Annotated in this window: 17 protein-coding genes; 10 read left to right on the forward strand and 7 right to left on the reverse strand. The window is 33.2% G+C overall.

Annotated elements, in window-relative coordinates:
- Window positions 1–39: 39 nt before the first annotated feature.
- Window positions 40–879 (forward strand): type I methionyl aminopeptidase, encoded by an 840-nt coding sequence (gene map / locus AC6EI0_RS10470; protein WP_498522443.1) that lies wholly within the window; start codon window positions 40–42, stop codon window positions 877–879.
- A 19-nt stretch (window positions 880–898) separates the two neighbouring features.
- Here map and AC6EI0_RS10475 read toward each other — a convergent pair whose 3' ends face one another.
- On the reverse strand, window positions 899–1,609 hold the full coding sequence (locus tag AC6EI0_RS10475; protein WP_498522444.1) for an SDR family oxidoreductase: 711 nt from the start codon (window positions 1,607–1,609) through the stop codon (window positions 899–901).
- A 186-nt stretch (window positions 1,610–1,795) separates the two neighbouring features.
- Here AC6EI0_RS10475 and AC6EI0_RS10480 point away from each other — a divergent pair, with 186 nt between their 5' ends.
- The 5 genes from AC6EI0_RS10480 (at window position 1,796) to AC6EI0_RS10500 (ending at window position 5,246) form a co-directional block, all read left to right on the forward strand.
- Window positions 1,796–2,887 carry a phosphotransacetylase family protein gene (locus tag AC6EI0_RS10480; RefSeq protein WP_498522445.1) on the forward strand — a complete coding sequence of 364 codons (1,092 nt, stop codon included), beginning with the start codon at window positions 1,796–1,798 and terminating at the stop codon, window positions 2,885–2,887.
- A 39-nt stretch (window positions 2,888–2,926) separates the two neighbouring features.
- The gene (locus AC6EI0_RS10485) at window positions 2,927–3,445 is read left to right on the forward strand and encodes a DNA recombination-mediator protein A (RefSeq protein WP_413682807.1); all 519 of its coding nucleotides are present in this window, start codon (window positions 2,927–2,929) and stop codon (window positions 3,443–3,445) included.
- 123 nt (window positions 3,446–3,568) lie between these two features.
- Window positions 3,569–4,066, forward strand: coding sequence for a YajQ family cyclic di-GMP-binding protein (locus AC6EI0_RS10490; protein ID WP_498522446.1), 498 nt, complete (start codon window positions 3,569–3,571; stop codon window positions 4,064–4,066).
- 42 nt (window positions 4,067–4,108) lie between these two features.
- Window positions 4,109–4,303 (forward strand): DUF8662 family protein, encoded by a 195-nt coding sequence (locus AC6EI0_RS10495; RefSeq protein ID WP_498522447.1) that lies wholly within the window; start codon window positions 4,109–4,111, stop codon window positions 4,301–4,303.
- 136 nt (window positions 4,304–4,439) lie between these two features.
- On the forward strand, window positions 4,440–5,246 hold the full coding sequence (locus AC6EI0_RS10500; RefSeq protein WP_498520548.1) for a prohibitin family protein: 807 nt from the start codon (window positions 4,440–4,442) through the stop codon (window positions 5,244–5,246).
- 53 nt (window positions 5,247–5,299) lie between these two features.
- On the opposite strand, the gene hemL is transcribed toward AC6EI0_RS10500, so the two are convergent.
- Both hemL and xth read right to left on the reverse strand, forming a co-directional pair.
- On the reverse strand, window positions 5,300–6,538 hold the full coding sequence (hemL, locus tag AC6EI0_RS10505; RefSeq protein WP_498508223.1) for a glutamate-1-semialdehyde 2,1-aminomutase: 1,239 nt from the start codon (window positions 6,536–6,538) through the stop codon (window positions 5,300–5,302).
- 330 nt (window positions 6,539–6,868) lie between these two features.
- Window positions 6,869–7,696, reverse strand: a complete 828-nt coding sequence (xth, locus tag AC6EI0_RS10510) for an exodeoxyribonuclease III (protein ID WP_498522448.1) — start codon at window positions 7,694–7,696, stop codon at window positions 6,869–6,871.
- 58 nt (window positions 7,697–7,754) lie between these two features.
- On the opposite strand from xth, the gene AC6EI0_RS10515 reads away from it, so the two are divergent.
- The 4 genes from AC6EI0_RS10515 to AC6EI0_RS10530 all read left to right on the forward strand — a co-directional run bounded on the left by AC6EI0_RS10515 (window position 7,755) and on the right by AC6EI0_RS10530 (window position 11,049).
- Window positions 7,755–8,090 carry a hypothetical protein gene (locus AC6EI0_RS10515; protein WP_498522449.1) on the forward strand — a complete coding sequence of 112 codons (336 nt, stop codon included), beginning with the start codon at window positions 7,755–7,757 and terminating at the stop codon, window positions 8,088–8,090.
- Between the two features lie 70 nt (window positions 8,091–8,160).
- Window positions 8,161–8,808 (forward strand): heterocyst master regulator PatR, encoded by a 648-nt coding sequence (patR, locus tag AC6EI0_RS10520; protein WP_498522450.1) that lies wholly within the window; start codon window positions 8,161–8,163, stop codon window positions 8,806–8,808.
- 46 nt (window positions 8,809–8,854) lie between these two features.
- Window positions 8,855–10,072 carry a nickel pincer cofactor biosynthesis protein LarC gene (larC, locus tag AC6EI0_RS10525; RefSeq protein ID WP_498522451.1) on the forward strand — a complete coding sequence of 406 codons (1,218 nt, stop codon included), beginning with the start codon at window positions 8,855–8,857 and terminating at the stop codon, window positions 10,070–10,072.
- 8 nt (window positions 10,073–10,080) lie between these two features.
- Complete coding sequence (locus AC6EI0_RS10530) at window positions 10,081–11,049, forward strand: lysylphosphatidylglycerol synthase transmembrane domain-containing protein (RefSeq protein WP_498522452.1); 969 nt, start codon at window positions 10,081–10,083, stop codon at window positions 11,047–11,049.
- A 9-nt stretch (window positions 11,050–11,058) separates the two neighbouring features.
- Here AC6EI0_RS10530 and AC6EI0_RS10535 read toward each other — a convergent pair whose 3' ends face one another.
- Genes AC6EI0_RS10535 through AC6EI0_RS10550 form a run of 4 tightly spaced genes read right to left on the reverse strand, consistent with a single transcriptional unit; the run spans window position 11,059 to window position 14,497 of the window.
- Window positions 11,059–12,618, reverse strand: coding sequence for an ABC transporter permease (locus AC6EI0_RS10535; RefSeq protein WP_498523542.1), 1,560 nt, complete (start codon window positions 12,616–12,618; stop codon window positions 11,059–11,061).
- A gap of 56 nt (window positions 12,619–12,674) precedes the next feature.
- A complete protein-coding gene (locus AC6EI0_RS10540; RefSeq protein WP_498522453.1) occupies window positions 12,675–13,703 on the reverse strand; it encodes a CobW family GTP-binding protein in 1,029 nt (342 codons plus the stop codon).
- Between the two features lie 25 nt (window positions 13,704–13,728).
- Complete coding sequence (locus tag AC6EI0_RS10545; RefSeq protein WP_498520555.1) at window positions 13,729–14,016, reverse strand: 4a-hydroxytetrahydrobiopterin dehydratase; 288 nt, start codon at window positions 14,014–14,016, stop codon at window positions 13,729–13,731.
- Between the two features lie 19 nt (window positions 14,017–14,035).
- Window positions 14,036–14,497, reverse strand: coding sequence for a secondary thiamine-phosphate synthase enzyme YjbQ (locus AC6EI0_RS10550; protein WP_498522454.1), 462 nt, complete (start codon window positions 14,495–14,497; stop codon window positions 14,036–14,038).
- Between the last annotated feature and the right edge of the window lie 6 nt (window positions 14,498–14,503).

The following is a 14,503-nucleotide window of genomic DNA, read 5'->3' on the forward strand; positions in this document are numbered from 1 at the left end:
AACAGTCAAATTTTGTGGTTTTTACTTTTTCCTTAAACAATGAAGCTTTTCTCTGATCTCCTTTCCTCATCAAATTCAAAAATACCTGTCAATAATGGTCCTGTTATTAAACAAAGGAGAGGAGTTGAAATTAAGTCTTCAAGAGAGATAGAAATTATGCGTAAATCTAGCAAAATAGTTGCAACTGTACTAAGTGAAATTAGAGATTTGGTTAAACCAGGAATGTCTACCTTTGATCTAGATAAATATGCGGAAAAACGAATAAGAGATCATGGTGCCAAGCCAAGTTTTAAAGGATACCATGGCTTCCCAGGTAGTATATGTTCAAGCATAAACAACGAGGTTGTTCATGGAATACCAAGTAAGAAGAAAATTATTAATGATGGAGATTTGCTAAAAGTAGATACAGGCGCTTTTTATAATGGTTACCATGGAGATAGTTGTATAACTATTTGTGTAGGAAATTCTTCAGATGAAGCAGTTGAACTAAGTAGAGTGGCTAAAGAAGCTTTGATGCTTGGAATAAAACAAATTAAACCACAAAATAAGCTTCTTGATATTGCAGGAGCGATTGAAGATTATGTGAAAGCTAATGGTTTCAGTGTTGTTGAAGATTATACCGGTCACGGTGTGGGAAGGAATCTTCATGAAGAACCCTCGGTATTTAATTTTAGAACTAATGATTTGCCTAATGTCAGTCTAAGAAAAGGTATGACAATTGCAGTAGAACCCATAATCAATTTTGGGTCGAAATACTGTAAGACTCTTCGTGATGGCTGGACTGTAATTACTAAAGATGGGAATCTATCTGCTCAGTGGGAACATACTGTATTGGTTACGGAAAACGGTTTTGAAATACTTACTGATAGAGGAGATTAATTATCTTCGAAAGAAACCATTAGGAGTATATTTTTTTTGTAAATCTTGAATACAATATTCTAATTAATTCAACGAATGGCATTAATAAATATGTAATGGGATTGGGAGATACTATGATTAAATAATCATCTTTTTCTGCTTTCTGAATTATTTTTTTTGCTACAAATTCAGGACTCAAAATTCCTTGTGGATTTAATTTTGATTTAAAAGGACCTAGTATTAATTTCCTGATTATAAATTGAGACCTTTTTTCCATTAATAATTTACTTTTTTTTAGGCTTACAAGTTCGCCAATTAGACGTTTTGTTATTTCATATGCTGGACTGAATGCTATTTGGATCTCTGCCTCTGATGTGTTTACCCATATTTCCTTTGAAGTGAACTTATTTAAATCAGTGTTTGATATTGCTAAATCCTCAAATATTTCTATTAATCTCCAATGACTGAGTGAATTTATTTCTATGGCTTTATTTATTTCATTTGAATCAATCATTCCTTTTGGATTAAATCCATGATTAAGTATCAAGATATCAATATTAGCAAGACTTTTTGAAAGTATTTCTTCTTTGCCGCAAGACCAGTAAATCCATTCGTTTGGTCTCTTCCTAAAAGGTTTTTCATTGTTTTTTTTGTTATGAGTTAAGCCAACAACATAAGCTCCTTGTGCTTTCAGCTCTTCAATTAGAGACCTGCCAAGACTCCCATTTGCCCCAGTTATGGCAATCTTCAAACCCTTAAACCTTGAGTTTTTGTACAAGTCTTTTTATTGAGTTGTATTGATTGTATCTCTTGCGAAAAATTACGAGTTAATGGAGAGTTTTTGTCTGATGAGAATTTTATTCAGATTAAGTGTTGAGAACTTTCTTAAAAAGCCTAAACTTATAAAGATATTAATCTCACATCAGGTCTTTAATTAATGAGCAAGACCTTTCTAATTGGATCATGTGAACCATTTAGTGGTAAATCTGCCTTAGTTCTTGGCATAGCAAGAAATTTAATCGCTTCAAATCATTTTGTTAGATTTGGTAAACCCTTAGCGACAAGTCTTGAGTTAAATGTCTCTGAAGGAGGAGACAATCAAGAGATGATTGATGATGACGTTAGGTTCGTTGGAGAGACTTTAAAACTGTCTGTTGAAAATTTAATTCCCTCGATTCAATTTTTGGGTGCCTCTACTGCCAGTAAAAGGATTCAATCAAAGAGCTTAGATCCTGGAATTGAATTTGATAAGTTAAAGCTATCTCTCGATTCTTCTGGTGATACTATCAATATTCTCGAGGCCGCAGGGAGTTTGCATGAGGGACTCTTGTATGGATTAAGTCTCAGTCAACTTGCAAAAGGTTTAAATGCTAAAGTTTTACTCGCTCATTTTTGGCAAGATAGTAGAAGTGTTGAAGCTTTGTTGGAGGCTAAAAATCAACTTGGTGATTATTTAAGTGGAGTTATCTTAAATGCTGTTAACCCTGATCAAATTAAAGATATCAAAGATAATGTAGTTCCATCGCTAAAGTCACTAGGCTTAGATGTTTTTGGGGTAATGCCTAGGTCCCCTTTGTTGAGGAGTGTCACGGTTGAAGAATTGGTGAGACGTTTAAATGCTCGAGTTGTTTGTTGCTCTGACAGGCTTGAGTTGATGGTAGAAACATTGAGCATAGGTGCGATGAGTGTTAATTCGGCAATGGAATTTTTTCGAAGAAGGCGTAATATGGCAGTAGTTACTGGCGCTGATCGAACAGATATCCAATTAGCGGCTTTGGAAGCTTCTACTCAATGTCTGATTTTGACAGGTGCTGGTGAACCACTACCACAATTAATCAATAGATCCGAAGAGTTAGATGTTCCATTGCTAAAAGTTGATAGAGATACACTCTCAACAGTTGAAGTTATTGAGCAAGCATTTGGCCATGTTCGTCTTCATGAAACAGTTAAAGCTACTTATGCTTTTCGGTTAGTTCAAGAACATTGTGACCTTGATCGAATCTTTAAAACTTTAGGAATTTCTTTTTGACTTCATGAATAGTGCTACCTTTAAATTATCTGAACTAGGATGTCCTTGAGTCGATCACTCGATCTTCCTGCATTGGGACGAGTTGATACTCTCGCTCAGGAATTGGCCTTGCTGAAAAACGAGGGAAAAAGAAGGATTGCTTTTTTAGGGAGTAGGCATGTGCCAGTTGTTTCGATTCACATAGTTGAATTAATAGCACGTTCTTTGGCTCAGGAGGGACATTCGATAATTACATCAGGTTCACAAGGGGTCAATGCGGCAGTAATTAGAGCTGTTTTAGATGTTAACCCCTCTCTCTTAACTGTTTTATTGCCTCAATCTCTCGATAGGCAGACTGCAGAGGTAAAGGATCTTCTTGGGAGCGTTTTACATTTAATAGAAAAAGAAGAAAATAATGATTTACCTTTGCCAATGGCAAGTAGTCTTTGTAATCAAGAAATTATTAATAGATGTGATCAATTGATTTGTTTTGCATTCCATGACAGTGAAACATTATTGAGTAGTTGTCATAGTGCTGAAGATATGGGAAAGATTGTCAGCCTTATGTTTTTTGATTAATTTAAAATCAAAGATAATGATTTATTTATAGTTATTTTTTAAGACTACAAAATATCTTTTAAATATATTTATAAGCAATTTCTCTTTTTGATAATAAAATGGTGGTAACAAATTGAAGTTTTTATGCCTTCTTCTTATTCTTTTGATGTAGTCTCAGAATTTGATCACCAGGAATTAGTAAATGCTATTGATCAATTGAGAAGAGAAGTCGATCAAAGATATGATCTTAAAGACTCAAAGACTAAAATAGATCTTAAAGAAAATGAATTATCTATTGTTTCTATAAGTGAGATGACGATTCAATCTGTAAAGGATATTTTATTGCAGAAGGCTACGAAAAGAAATTTATCATTAAAAATTTTCGATTTCCAAAAGATTGAAATTATTGGTGGGAATATGGTATCGCAAAATGTTTTATTGAGAAAAGGATTGTCTCAAGAAATTGCAAAGAAACTTAGTAAGTTAGTTCGAGATAACATAAAGAAAGTTTCTGCTTCAATACAAGGAGAAAGTTTGAGAATAACTGGTAAAAACAAAGATGATTTGCAAACTGCAATTAATTTACTCAAGAAACAGGAAGAGGATCTGGAAATAGCTCTTCAGTTTGAAAATTATAGATAGTAAAATGATAGTTTAAAACTTTGATTTTTATGATTCTTTATTATGGAAAAAACTATACAAAAACTTGCTAAGAAATCACTTGAATTTTCTGGAATGTCAACAAAAGAATTGGAAAGATCATGTTGGATGATTGTTCATGAACATAAGCACGGTACGATGCCTACAGAATATGATATTAGAGAGATTGATGAAGAACTTTATTTGGAGGTTTTAAGAACTGCTAAAGAGATGATTTAAGTAAAGAAAATGGAGTTTTTATTCATACAAGAACTCTTCTTGATCAATTAAAAAAATAAGTTGATTATTTTTTCTATCTAACAAACTTCACAATATTCTCCAAATCAACATAAAATCAACCTAGACAAGCTTTTTTATGACAACTCCATTTCGTAACGTGACTCCGAATGGACCTGGTGGCACAACAACTCTTCTACTAGTCCTCTCCTTTACTGGCTTTTTACTTCTTACTCAATCATTTTTTGTTGTTCCTGCTGGGCAGGTTTCAGTTGTGACAACATTAGGAAAAGTGAGTGGCGGATCTCGTAAGCCTGGTCTGAATTTCAAAGTACCTTTTGTCCAAAATACTTATCCTTTTAATGTTCAGACTCAGGTTAGACCTGAGAAGTTTGATTCATTAACTAAAGACTTGCAGGTTATTTCTGCAACTGCAACTGTAAAGTATGCTTTAAAACCTAGCGAAGCTGGAAGAGTATTTAAAACAATTTCTTACAACGATAGAGAGATTTACAATAGGATTATCCAACCATCACTTTTGAAAGCACTTAAGTCAGTTTTCTCAAAGTATGAATTAGTAACTATTGCAAGTTCCTGGAGTGATATCTCAGAATTAGTAGAAAAAACAGTGGCAGAAGAGCTTAATAAGTTTGACTATGTAGATGTCCAATCTCTTGATTTAACAGGTTTAACGATTGCAGATGAGTATCGAGCAGCAATTGAAGAAAAACAAATTGCTGAGCAAAAACTATTGAGAGCTCAAACTGAGGTCAAAATTGCTGAGCAAGAAGCTCTCAGATATGACACTTTAAATAAAAGTCTTGATGATCAAGTTCTTTTTAAATTGTTTTTAGATAAATGGAATGGTGAGACACAAGTTGTTCCATCCTTGCCTGGCAGTTCTTCAGGAAATGTTCCGGTTATTGTAGGAGGAAAGAATAGATAGTAATAACCAATAAAAAAAAGTCCAATTAAAGCAATATTTAATTGGACTTTTTTTTATGAGATTTCAGAAAAACTTTCTTGAAAAGCTTTTATTGTCGCGTTTATATCATCTTCAGAGTGAGCTAATGATGTAAAACCCGCTTCAAATGCACTTGGGGCTAAATAAACACCCTTCTCAAGCATCATTCTATGAATTTTACTGAATCGTTCAGTATCAGCAGATTTAGCTTCCTCAAAGTTCCGAACAGGGCCTTCACATAGATAAAAACCAAACATAGCGCTAATGCTCTGACCATGAATTGGAATATTTGATTCTTTTGCGGCAGTGAGGATTCCATCCAAAAGTTTTTTTGTAATAGCTTCTAATTTTTCGTATGTTCCTTCTTGTTTAAGCAGTTCAAGAGTTTTAATACCTGCTGTCATAGCAAGAGGATTTCCGCTCAAAGTACCTGCTTGATACATCGGTCCAGAAGGAGAAACCATAGACATGATTTCTTTGCGTCCCCCATAAGCGCCTACTGGAAGGCCTCCTCCGATTACTTTGCCCATAGTTGTCAAATCAGGAGTAACTCCAAAACGTTCCTGTGCTCCTCCGTAGCTGATTCGAAAACCAGTCATTACTTCATCAAAAACTAAAAGAGCCCCGTTCTCTTGAGTTACCTCTCTTAATCCTTCTAAGAATCCTGGTTCAGGTGTTATGAAGCCTGCATTCCCTACAACTGGCTCCAGTATGACTCCTGATATTGCATCAGGGTTTTCAGCAAATAGTTCTTTTACTGCTTCAAGATCGTTATAAGGAGCAGTAAGAGTATTAGCAGTAGTACTTCTTGGTACACCCGGTGAGTCAGGCAGACCGAGTGTTGCTACACCTGAGCCTGCCTTCACTAAAAACATGTCTGCATGTCCGTGATAGCAACCCTCAAATTTGATAACTTTATCTCTCCCGGTGAAGGCCCTCATCAAACGAAGAACAGCCATACATGCTTCGGTGCCACTATTTACAAAGCGGACCATTTCAACGCTTGGTACGGCATCTATGACCATTTCAGCGAGTTGGTTTTCAAGAACACAAGGTGCGCCAAAGCTAGTTCCTTTTTCCAGTGTTTCTTGAAGGGCCGCAATCACCTCAGGATGAGCATGGCCACAAATAGCTGGTCCCCAGCTACCCACATAGTCGATGTATCTGTTTCCATCAACATCCCAAGCATAGGGACCTTTGACTCGATCAAAAACGATTGGATCCCCTTCAACAGATTTGAAAGCTCTTACAGGTGAACTGACTCCACCAGGCATTAAATTTTTGGCAGAGCCAAAAATTTCTTCAGATCTTTTTGTGTTCAACGCGTCTGTCACAGCACCTCAGCTAATGAGCTCATAAACACAGTCAGCCATAATGGCCTAAAAGTGACTGATTCGTCTAAATTTTTGAATCTGTTCAGCATCTGGTTATTTTTTTTAATCTTTTAAGGAGCTTTTTTTTTCGTTGAGCTTGATCATAAAAACAAGTTGCAGACTGACTTCTTAAGAGGCTATGCCCTTTGAAAAAAATATTTTTTAGCAAATTGTAAATATTTGATTTGTTAATTCTGTGATGATATGAAAATAGAAAATAATCTAATTTTTTTAAAAGAAAAATTCATTTTCAGTTTCTGTTGGAGGCCAGCTGATATCGACAACTACAGGTGCATGGTCACTTGGCTTCTCTCTGGATCTTGTTTCTTTATCTATCCAGCAACTATTGGCACAACTAAGAATATCTTCTGTTAAGTAAATATGATCGATTCGCCAACCTTTGTCTCTTTCCCAGGCTGAATGGCGATAATCCCACCAAGACCAATTTTTCCCTCCAGGCTCAAAAATTCTAAAAACATCTTCTAATTCTCCTCCTAAAGCATCTTTAAGTAATTTTCTCTCTTTAGAAGAAGCCATAATTGATTCCTCAAAATTACTTGGGGTGTGTATATCTTTATCCTCAGGAGCAATATTAAAGTCTCCTAATAAACATATAGGTGTATGATTTAAATTTATTTTTCGTAGATAAGCATGTAATCCTTTTATCCATATTTCTTTATAAATAAATTTATCTGAATCTAATGATGATCCATTTGGAACATAAACATTTATAATTCTAATATCATTTATTTCAGCGCTTATAATTCTTTTTTGCTGACTTAAGACAGCTAAATCTTTGTAGTCTGAAATTACCGTATCAAAACCAAGCCGTATATCACTAATTGGGAATTTACTTATAATTGCCACTCCATTATAAGACTTTTGCCCAGAGATAGATACCTCATATCCAAGATTTGAGAAAATTTCAACTGGAAAAAATTGATCTTCTGTTTTTGTTTCTTGTAAGCAAAGAATGTCAACGTTGTTCGTGATGAGCCATTCTTTTACATGATCTATTCTTGAACGAATAGAATTTACATTCCATGTTGCAATAAGCAAGACTTAAAATTTCTATTACTTAAGTTATTATCATGTAAATTTGGACCAAAGTTAAGTTTTGAATCAAACTCGAAGTATTGTTCATCGTCAATTATTTTTGACTTTCGTTTTCTTAACACCAATTTTAATTACTGCAGGGCAAGTTATTTCCTCTCTAAAAATTACAAAAATTTCAGAAGTAAAAAATTATTCAATCGATGAGAAAAGAGATATTTACAATACTTTTGATGCAGAAAGTCAAGTTGATCAAGGTTTGCCTATTGATCCATTCGATTTAATGAATCGTCTAAAGCAAGCAGAAGCTATGGATGATGCAACAACTCCATCTGATGCACTCGATGAAGCTCTGAAGGCATTTGATCAGTCACATTATGAAAATGTCCCAAATGAATAAAATCAGAATAGTATTTGTAGGGATTTTGGTAAATTTAAGATTGGTCCTTAATGGGCAATTTATTAAATAGATGCAGAACCACCCAATCCCCTTGGTCACTGATCCATTGCAATACAGAGCAATTGGAATGGTTAGAGGTCTTTACAAGCCCAAAGATGATGACAATTTTACTCGTGGTAATCTCATTGATGATAAAGGTAATGAAATAGATTCAGTCCTGCTTGGAAGAGTTATAACGTTGATCCGTAATCATGTCTCTCTAGAAAAACCTCACCTGTGGGTTGTATATCCAAGATGTAGGAATAATAAAAATCTTCATTTACAAATCACAGGTATTTGGGAACCTAGCACTTTAAAAAAAGATCTTAAGGAGAAAGATGAATTGAATGAAGCCTCAATTTTTAAAGCTGATTCTGATGATTTATTGGAAGGTGATGATTATTTCTCAATAAGAGGAGAATTGGTTTTTACTAAGCCAGAAGATAAGGATTTAGTGGTAAAAATCCGTCAAAAGCCAAGAAATCAAAAAAAGAAAGCCATACCTTTTAAGGTCAATCTTAAAGGTGAAGTACCTATCAAATATTTAAAACATTTTATTAGCCTTGATGTTCGTCGTGTTGACTATCAACTTTTGGTTGAGGATTTTCAAATTATAGCTCCAGTTCTTCAACAAAATATGGATCATAAAAATAGAAAAAGACTTGAAAACAAAAATTAGTTTTTTGATTTATCTAAATCTATTCTGTGTATAAATATACTCATAAATGAAATCTATTTTTATTGATTGTTGTCTTGGAATATCTGGAGATATGCTTGCATCAGCATTATTAGATTTAGGTGTTCCATACTCTATTTTTTTGAATAACTTAGCAAGTTTAAATATAGATAAAAATTATAAATTAAAATTTAATCAAGGAGATAGTAATGGATTTAGAGGAATTGTCTGCATAAGAAATGAGAGTGAATTTAATGAATTACCTAGAAGTTTTAATGATATTAAAAACCTACTTCTTGAGTCAAGCTTGAATGATTATGTGAAAAAAAAATCTATTAGGGTTTTCGAAATTCTTGCCGAGGCAGAAGGAATTGTTCATGGGAATCAAATTACAGATGTTCATTTTCACGAACTAGGTTCAATTTGTTCCATCGTTGATATTGTTAATGTATGCTCGGCTATAGATTTTTTAAAACCAGACAATATTTATTTTTCAACTCCACCTTCTGGGAAAGGAATTGTATCTACCTTGCATGGCCCTTTGCCAGTTCCAGTCCCAACAGTTTTAGAGATAGCAAAACAATTTAACATCCCATTAATGTTTTTAAAAGATGAATATCTTGGTGAAATAACAACACCCACTGGTATTGCATTGATGGCAACCTTTGTAGATAAAGTAGGCCGTCCAGATAATATAATTATTAAAAAGATTGGTATCGGTTTAGGCAGTAAAAATCTCTCTAGACCTAATTTTTTACGCGTTCTGCTAATAGATTCGCACCAGAATTACAAAGAAAATAATGATAAGCCAGCATATGAGACCATAATTTGTCAGGAGGCTTGGATCGATGACTCTACCCCTGAAGATATTGCAATTTTAATAGAAAGATTAAGAGCTGCCGGTGCTATAGATGTGATTTGTTATTCGGTTGATATGAAAAAAAATAGAAAAGGTATATGCATAAAAGCTATTATCTACCCAAAACATCAAACCTTAATCAGGGAAGTTTGGTTTAAATATAGTACAACAATTGGAATAAGAGAAAATAAGATTAGTCGCTGGATCCTTCCAAGACGAAACCTGTGCTACAAAACTAAATTTGGGGAAGTCAATGTTAAACAAATTATGAGACCAAATGCCAAGACTTCAATAAAAATAGAACATGATGACTTGACCAAAATATCTTTGGAGACAGGAATTGGTATAGAAGAGATTCGCCAAAGATTATTTTTAGAATTATCAGAATTTCTTGATTTAGATGATTAGTCGAATTGATGCTTAATTTGAAAAAGGTTCAACTTGAAATAAACAGTTTTATATTTTGGATATTATCTAAAATTAATATAAAACTTTTAGTAACATTTATTTGCTTTGTATTTCTTGGAAATTCAATATATGGAAATTCCGAGTCTTTATCTAATCTGACAATTACTAGTCAAAAAATATTATGGCTAATATGGGGGCTTTTATTTAGCTTTTTAAGTGTAATTATTAATGCTTATGCATGGAAGCTTTTAATCGATAATATTGGCTGTAATACAAATAAGTTGGATATTGTAAAGTTATTTTTAGCTACAAATATATATAAATATTTGCCAGGTGGAATATGGCATTTTGTATCTAGATATAATATCTTGCGCTTGGAGCTTTCCAAAGAAAAATCAATTGAATCTATTTTATTAGAACCAATTTTAATGCTAGTTGCAGGCTTTATTTTTATACCTTTTAGAGGTTTTAATATTACTATTTATATACTTTGCTGGTCAACTACTCTCATTTTTTTGCCAGCATTTAGACAGTTCGTAGTCAAAAAATTGAAGGTAATGAAGGCAAAAATTTTTACTAATAATGATAATATTAAAGGCATAAAATTAGCACAAAATAATCAAAATAATCCAAGAACGATTTCTTATCCCTATAAGCCAATATTAGTGGAGACTATATTTGTTCTTTTCCGCTTCCTGGGCTTTTTATGTTGTTTAAATGCATTCTCTATTGGCTCATTAGTTTCTCATGGTGAATTAATATCTTACTTTTCCTTTGCATGGATTACTGGCCTTATAATCCCAGCGGCACCAGGAGGTTTAGGCGTGTTTGAATCTGTAATTCTATTTAGCCTTGGCTCATCACATTTTCCAGAAGCGCCTCTGATAGCTTCATTGCTTTGCTATCGCCTTGTTTCAACAATTTCTGATATGCTTGCAGCTTTAGTTTACCCTGTTAAAAGATTATTTAAAGTTTAAATATCTGTGTTAATTATTTCTGTTGTTTAGGCTGGGTATTAAGGCTAAAGAGGCTATTAACCCTAAGCAAATTATTATCAATGAAGGTAAAATAGATTCTGCCACTCTCTCATCACCCGCATATTGGAATATTCGTACTGAAAGAGTATCAAAATCGAAAGGTCTTAAAATAAAAGTTAAAGGTAATTCTTTTATTGTGTCCACAAAAACAAGAAGGATACCCACCAACATTGGTCCTTTGAGAAGTGGTAGATGTATCTTGACAAGGACATCTGACCAGTTCTTCCCAAGATTTATTGCTGCATTATCTATATTTGGTGAAATTCTCTCAAACCCAGCATCAAGACCACCTTTAGAAACAGCTAGGAATCTAATGCTATAACCCCATATCAGTAAGCTTAGTATATTTATTTGCCAAATACTTCCTTTAAAGGAAAGAAGAGCAAGAGCTAGAACAGATCCAGGGATTGCATAGCCAATACTGGATAAAAAGGTCAATATATTTAGCCATTTTTGATTATGCCATCGCTTAGAAATTGATAAAATCAATGATATGAATATCGTTACTAGTGAAACAGCTAAGGCTAAGCTAAAGCTCCTAATAGTTAATCCAATTAGATCTTTATTGAAGCCCTGATTCATTTGATCAATATTTATTGTTGCCCATGTAATTGGAATACCTAATGTAAACATTGGAGGAGTAAAGGTTATAACTTGAGCAAGTAATAGATTCATGCCTTTTAATTCCCATTTTGGCGAGTCTCCATTACTTACTCCCTCTGTCCATCGCTTACTTCTCTCTCTTGATTTGCGTTCAATTGCAACTAATAGAAAAACTATAATCAGAGCAAATAAGGCAAGAGCAATGGCACCTGAGGGCTCACCCTCCTCTACCCAACTCTCAAGTATTCCAGCAGAAATACTTGGAATATTTAAAAGTTGAACGGCACCTAATTCATTTATGATTTCCATCGCCATTAAAGCTAACCCAGCAGTGATTGAGGGAAGAGCTATTGGCAGAGATATTCTAAAAAAACTTTCCCAAGGACCTATACCAAGAGTTCTGCATGCCTCAATTTGTTTTCTACCACCTTTCTCAAAACTTTCAGAACATAGTAGAAATACATATGGATAGGTTGTGAATGCCATTATTATTACCCCCCAAAACAATCCTGTTATTCTGATGGAATTTATGCTGCCGAGGTCAATGAATGTAGCGGCCAAAAGATAAGCTGGAGTTGCGAAAGGAATTAGTTGGCAAATTCTAAGAATTTTTCGCCCTTTGAAATGGCAATTGGCTAAAATCCAACCATTAGCTACTCCTAAAAATCCTCCTAGAGTTAGAGAAAAAATTAATAATAAAAGTGTTCCTTTTATTTCATTAAGATTGTTTATCGTCAAATAGATAGATCCTTTTTTAATACCGTATAAAGCCTCTCCTGCGAGGGTGAATAACGGCAATAAAACAAAAAATGTTAATAGGACTACTAAGAACTTTAATATATAGCGACTATTTATCAATCCGATTAGTTTATAGATAAAGTTTATGCCTTTCTCTTTTTTTAAGATTTTTAAAGTGGATTTGATGTTGTTCAATTTATCTTTTTAAGTTGGTATTTTTTTGATTATTTGTCAATACATGCCTTTAATTGAGAGAGTATTTTCACTTTGTTTAATTCTTTACCAATAAAGACAAGTTGATTCTTTCTTTCTTCTCCCCAATCACTATCATCAATGGAAATTCTCTTGCCTGCGAGGTGGAAGACATGTCTTCTTTCGCTTTCTCTGAACCAAAGGATACCCTTAGCTCTAAAAACATTACTTTTTAATTGATTATCTAGAAAATATTGGAATTTCCTAAGAGATAAAGGTTCTTTAGTTTGAAAAGAAACAGAAAGAAAATCTTCAATTTTATTATCTTCTTCTGAGTGAACATGTTCATGTTCATGTTCATGTTCATGTTCATGTTCATGAGAGTTTTCATGATATGATTCTTCTTGATTTATAAGATCAGTTTCGAATAGACCCACGCTTAATAATAGATTTAGAGGAATATTTCCTTTAATACTTTTTAAAATCCTCACATCATTCTTTATTTCTTTTAACTTGGCTATGGTCTTTTCTATGTCTTTATTATTTACTAAATCACATTTGTTAAGAAGTAATATATCACCATAAATTACTTGGGATCTTCCTATGGAACTTTCGAAAGCGACATCATTAAAGTTCTCAGCATCTATTAAAGTTATAATAGAGTCTAGTCTTGTTTGATCTCTTAAATCACTTCCAAGTAATGTCATCGCAACTGGAAGAGGATCTGCTAATCCTGTGGTTTCAATTATAATATAGTCTAGGCTCTTGTTGGCATTAATTAACTTTTCTATTGCTTCTACTAACTCGCCATTTATAGAACAACAAATACATCCATTATTTAGCTCTATCATTTCTTCTTCAGTTTTAATTATTAACTCATTATCAATTCCTATCTCACCAAATTCATTAACTAATACAGCTGTTTTTATACCTTTCTGATTAGTAAGAATATGATTTAATAAAGTGGTTTTTCCTGAACCTAAAAATCCTGATATAATTGTAATCGGAATATTAGTTTTTGAGACTATATTTTTTTTAGAATCGGATTTAGTTGTTTTCATTTAAATAGTAGTAATTAATGATGCATTAGGGGTTGATTAATTTATCAATAGACTCAGCAAGTTTTATGTCGTTAGTTGTAATACCACCTTTATCGTGAGTAGTTAGATTGATCTTAACTTTATTATATGTATTTTGCCAATCTGGGTGATGATCCATCTTTTCAGATAAAAGAGCAACCTTACTCATAAAGCCAAAAGCATCTATAAAATTATCGAAATTAAATTCTTTCTTTATCGTATTATTATCTATTATCCAAGAGGGGTTGTTTTTTATAAAGTAATCTAGTTGATTTTTCTCTAATAAGGAAACCATGAGTTTTTTTTATTTAATTTTAATTTAAACCAAAATCACCAATAGCATGCAATTGTAATGATCTTGATTTATTTGATGTTCTATGTTCCCAAATATAGATTGCTTGCCATAAACCTATTTCTAATTTACCATTCAAAACACTGAAGTTTAAATTATTTGAAGTAAGCATTGTTCTGATATGAGCAGGCATATCGTCTAAGCCTTCTTCTGAATGAAGATATTTTATTTTTTTACTGGTTCTGTTATTTGGATAAAATCCCTCCTCTGGGACCATAGCTTTCATGTATGCTGAGAGGTCTTTGAGAACATTAATATCCGCATTTTCATTTATAATTAAACTACAGCTTGTATGCTTTAAAAAAATAAGAAGTATTCCTTTTTGAAACTTTTTACATTGGATCCAATGATGAATGTCTTGTGTGATATCAGTGAATCCTTGTCCATTCGTCTCGAAATCTAATGTTGATAAAATCTGTTCCATTCCTAA

The organism is Prochlorococcus sp. G5PB11 (assembly GCF_059772425.1).

Coding starts and splice junctions, on each gene's coding strand:
- map (WP_498522443.1), top strand. CDS start 40: ATGAAGCTTTTCTCTGATCTCCTTTCCTCATCAAATTCAAAAATACCT.
- AC6EI0_RS10480 (WP_498522445.1), top strand. CDS start 1,796: ATGAGCAAGACCTTTCTAATTGGATCATGTGAACCATTTAGTGGTAAA.
- AC6EI0_RS10485 (WP_413682807.1), top strand. CDS start 2,927: ATGTCCTTGAGTCGATCACTCGATCTTCCTGCATTGGGACGAGTTGAT.
- AC6EI0_RS10490 (WP_498522446.1), top strand. CDS start 3,569: ATGCCTTCTTCTTATTCTTTTGATGTAGTCTCAGAATTTGATCACCAG.
- AC6EI0_RS10495 (WP_498522447.1), top strand. CDS start 4,109: ATGGAAAAAACTATACAAAAACTTGCTAAGAAATCACTTGAATTTTCT.
- AC6EI0_RS10500 (WP_498520548.1), top strand. CDS start 4,440: ATGACAACTCCATTTCGTAACGTGACTCCGAATGGACCTGGTGGCACA.
- hemL (WP_498508223.1), bottom strand. CDS start 6,538: ATGCCTGGTGGAGTCAGTTCACCTGTAAGAGCTTTCAAATCTGTTGAA.
- patR (WP_498522450.1), top strand. CDS start 8,161: ATGCAGAACCACCCAATCCCCTTGGTCACTGATCCATTGCAATACAGA.
- larC (WP_498522451.1), top strand. CDS start 8,855: ATGAAATCTATTTTTATTGATTGTTGTCTTGGAATATCTGGAGATATG.
- AC6EI0_RS10530 (WP_498522452.1), top strand. CDS start 10,081: ATGCTTAATTTGAAAAAGGTTCAACTTGAAATAAACAGTTTTATATTT.
- AC6EI0_RS10540 (WP_498522453.1), bottom strand. CDS start 13,703: ATGAAAACAACTAAATCCGATTCTAAAAAAAATATAGTCTCAAAAACT.
- AC6EI0_RS10545 (WP_498520555.1), bottom strand. CDS start 14,016: ATGGTTTCCTTATTAGAGAAAAATCAACTAGATTACTTTATAAAAAAC.
- AC6EI0_RS10550 (WP_498522454.1), bottom strand. CDS start 14,497: ATGGAACAGATTTTATCAACATTAGATTTCGAGACGAATGGACAAGGA.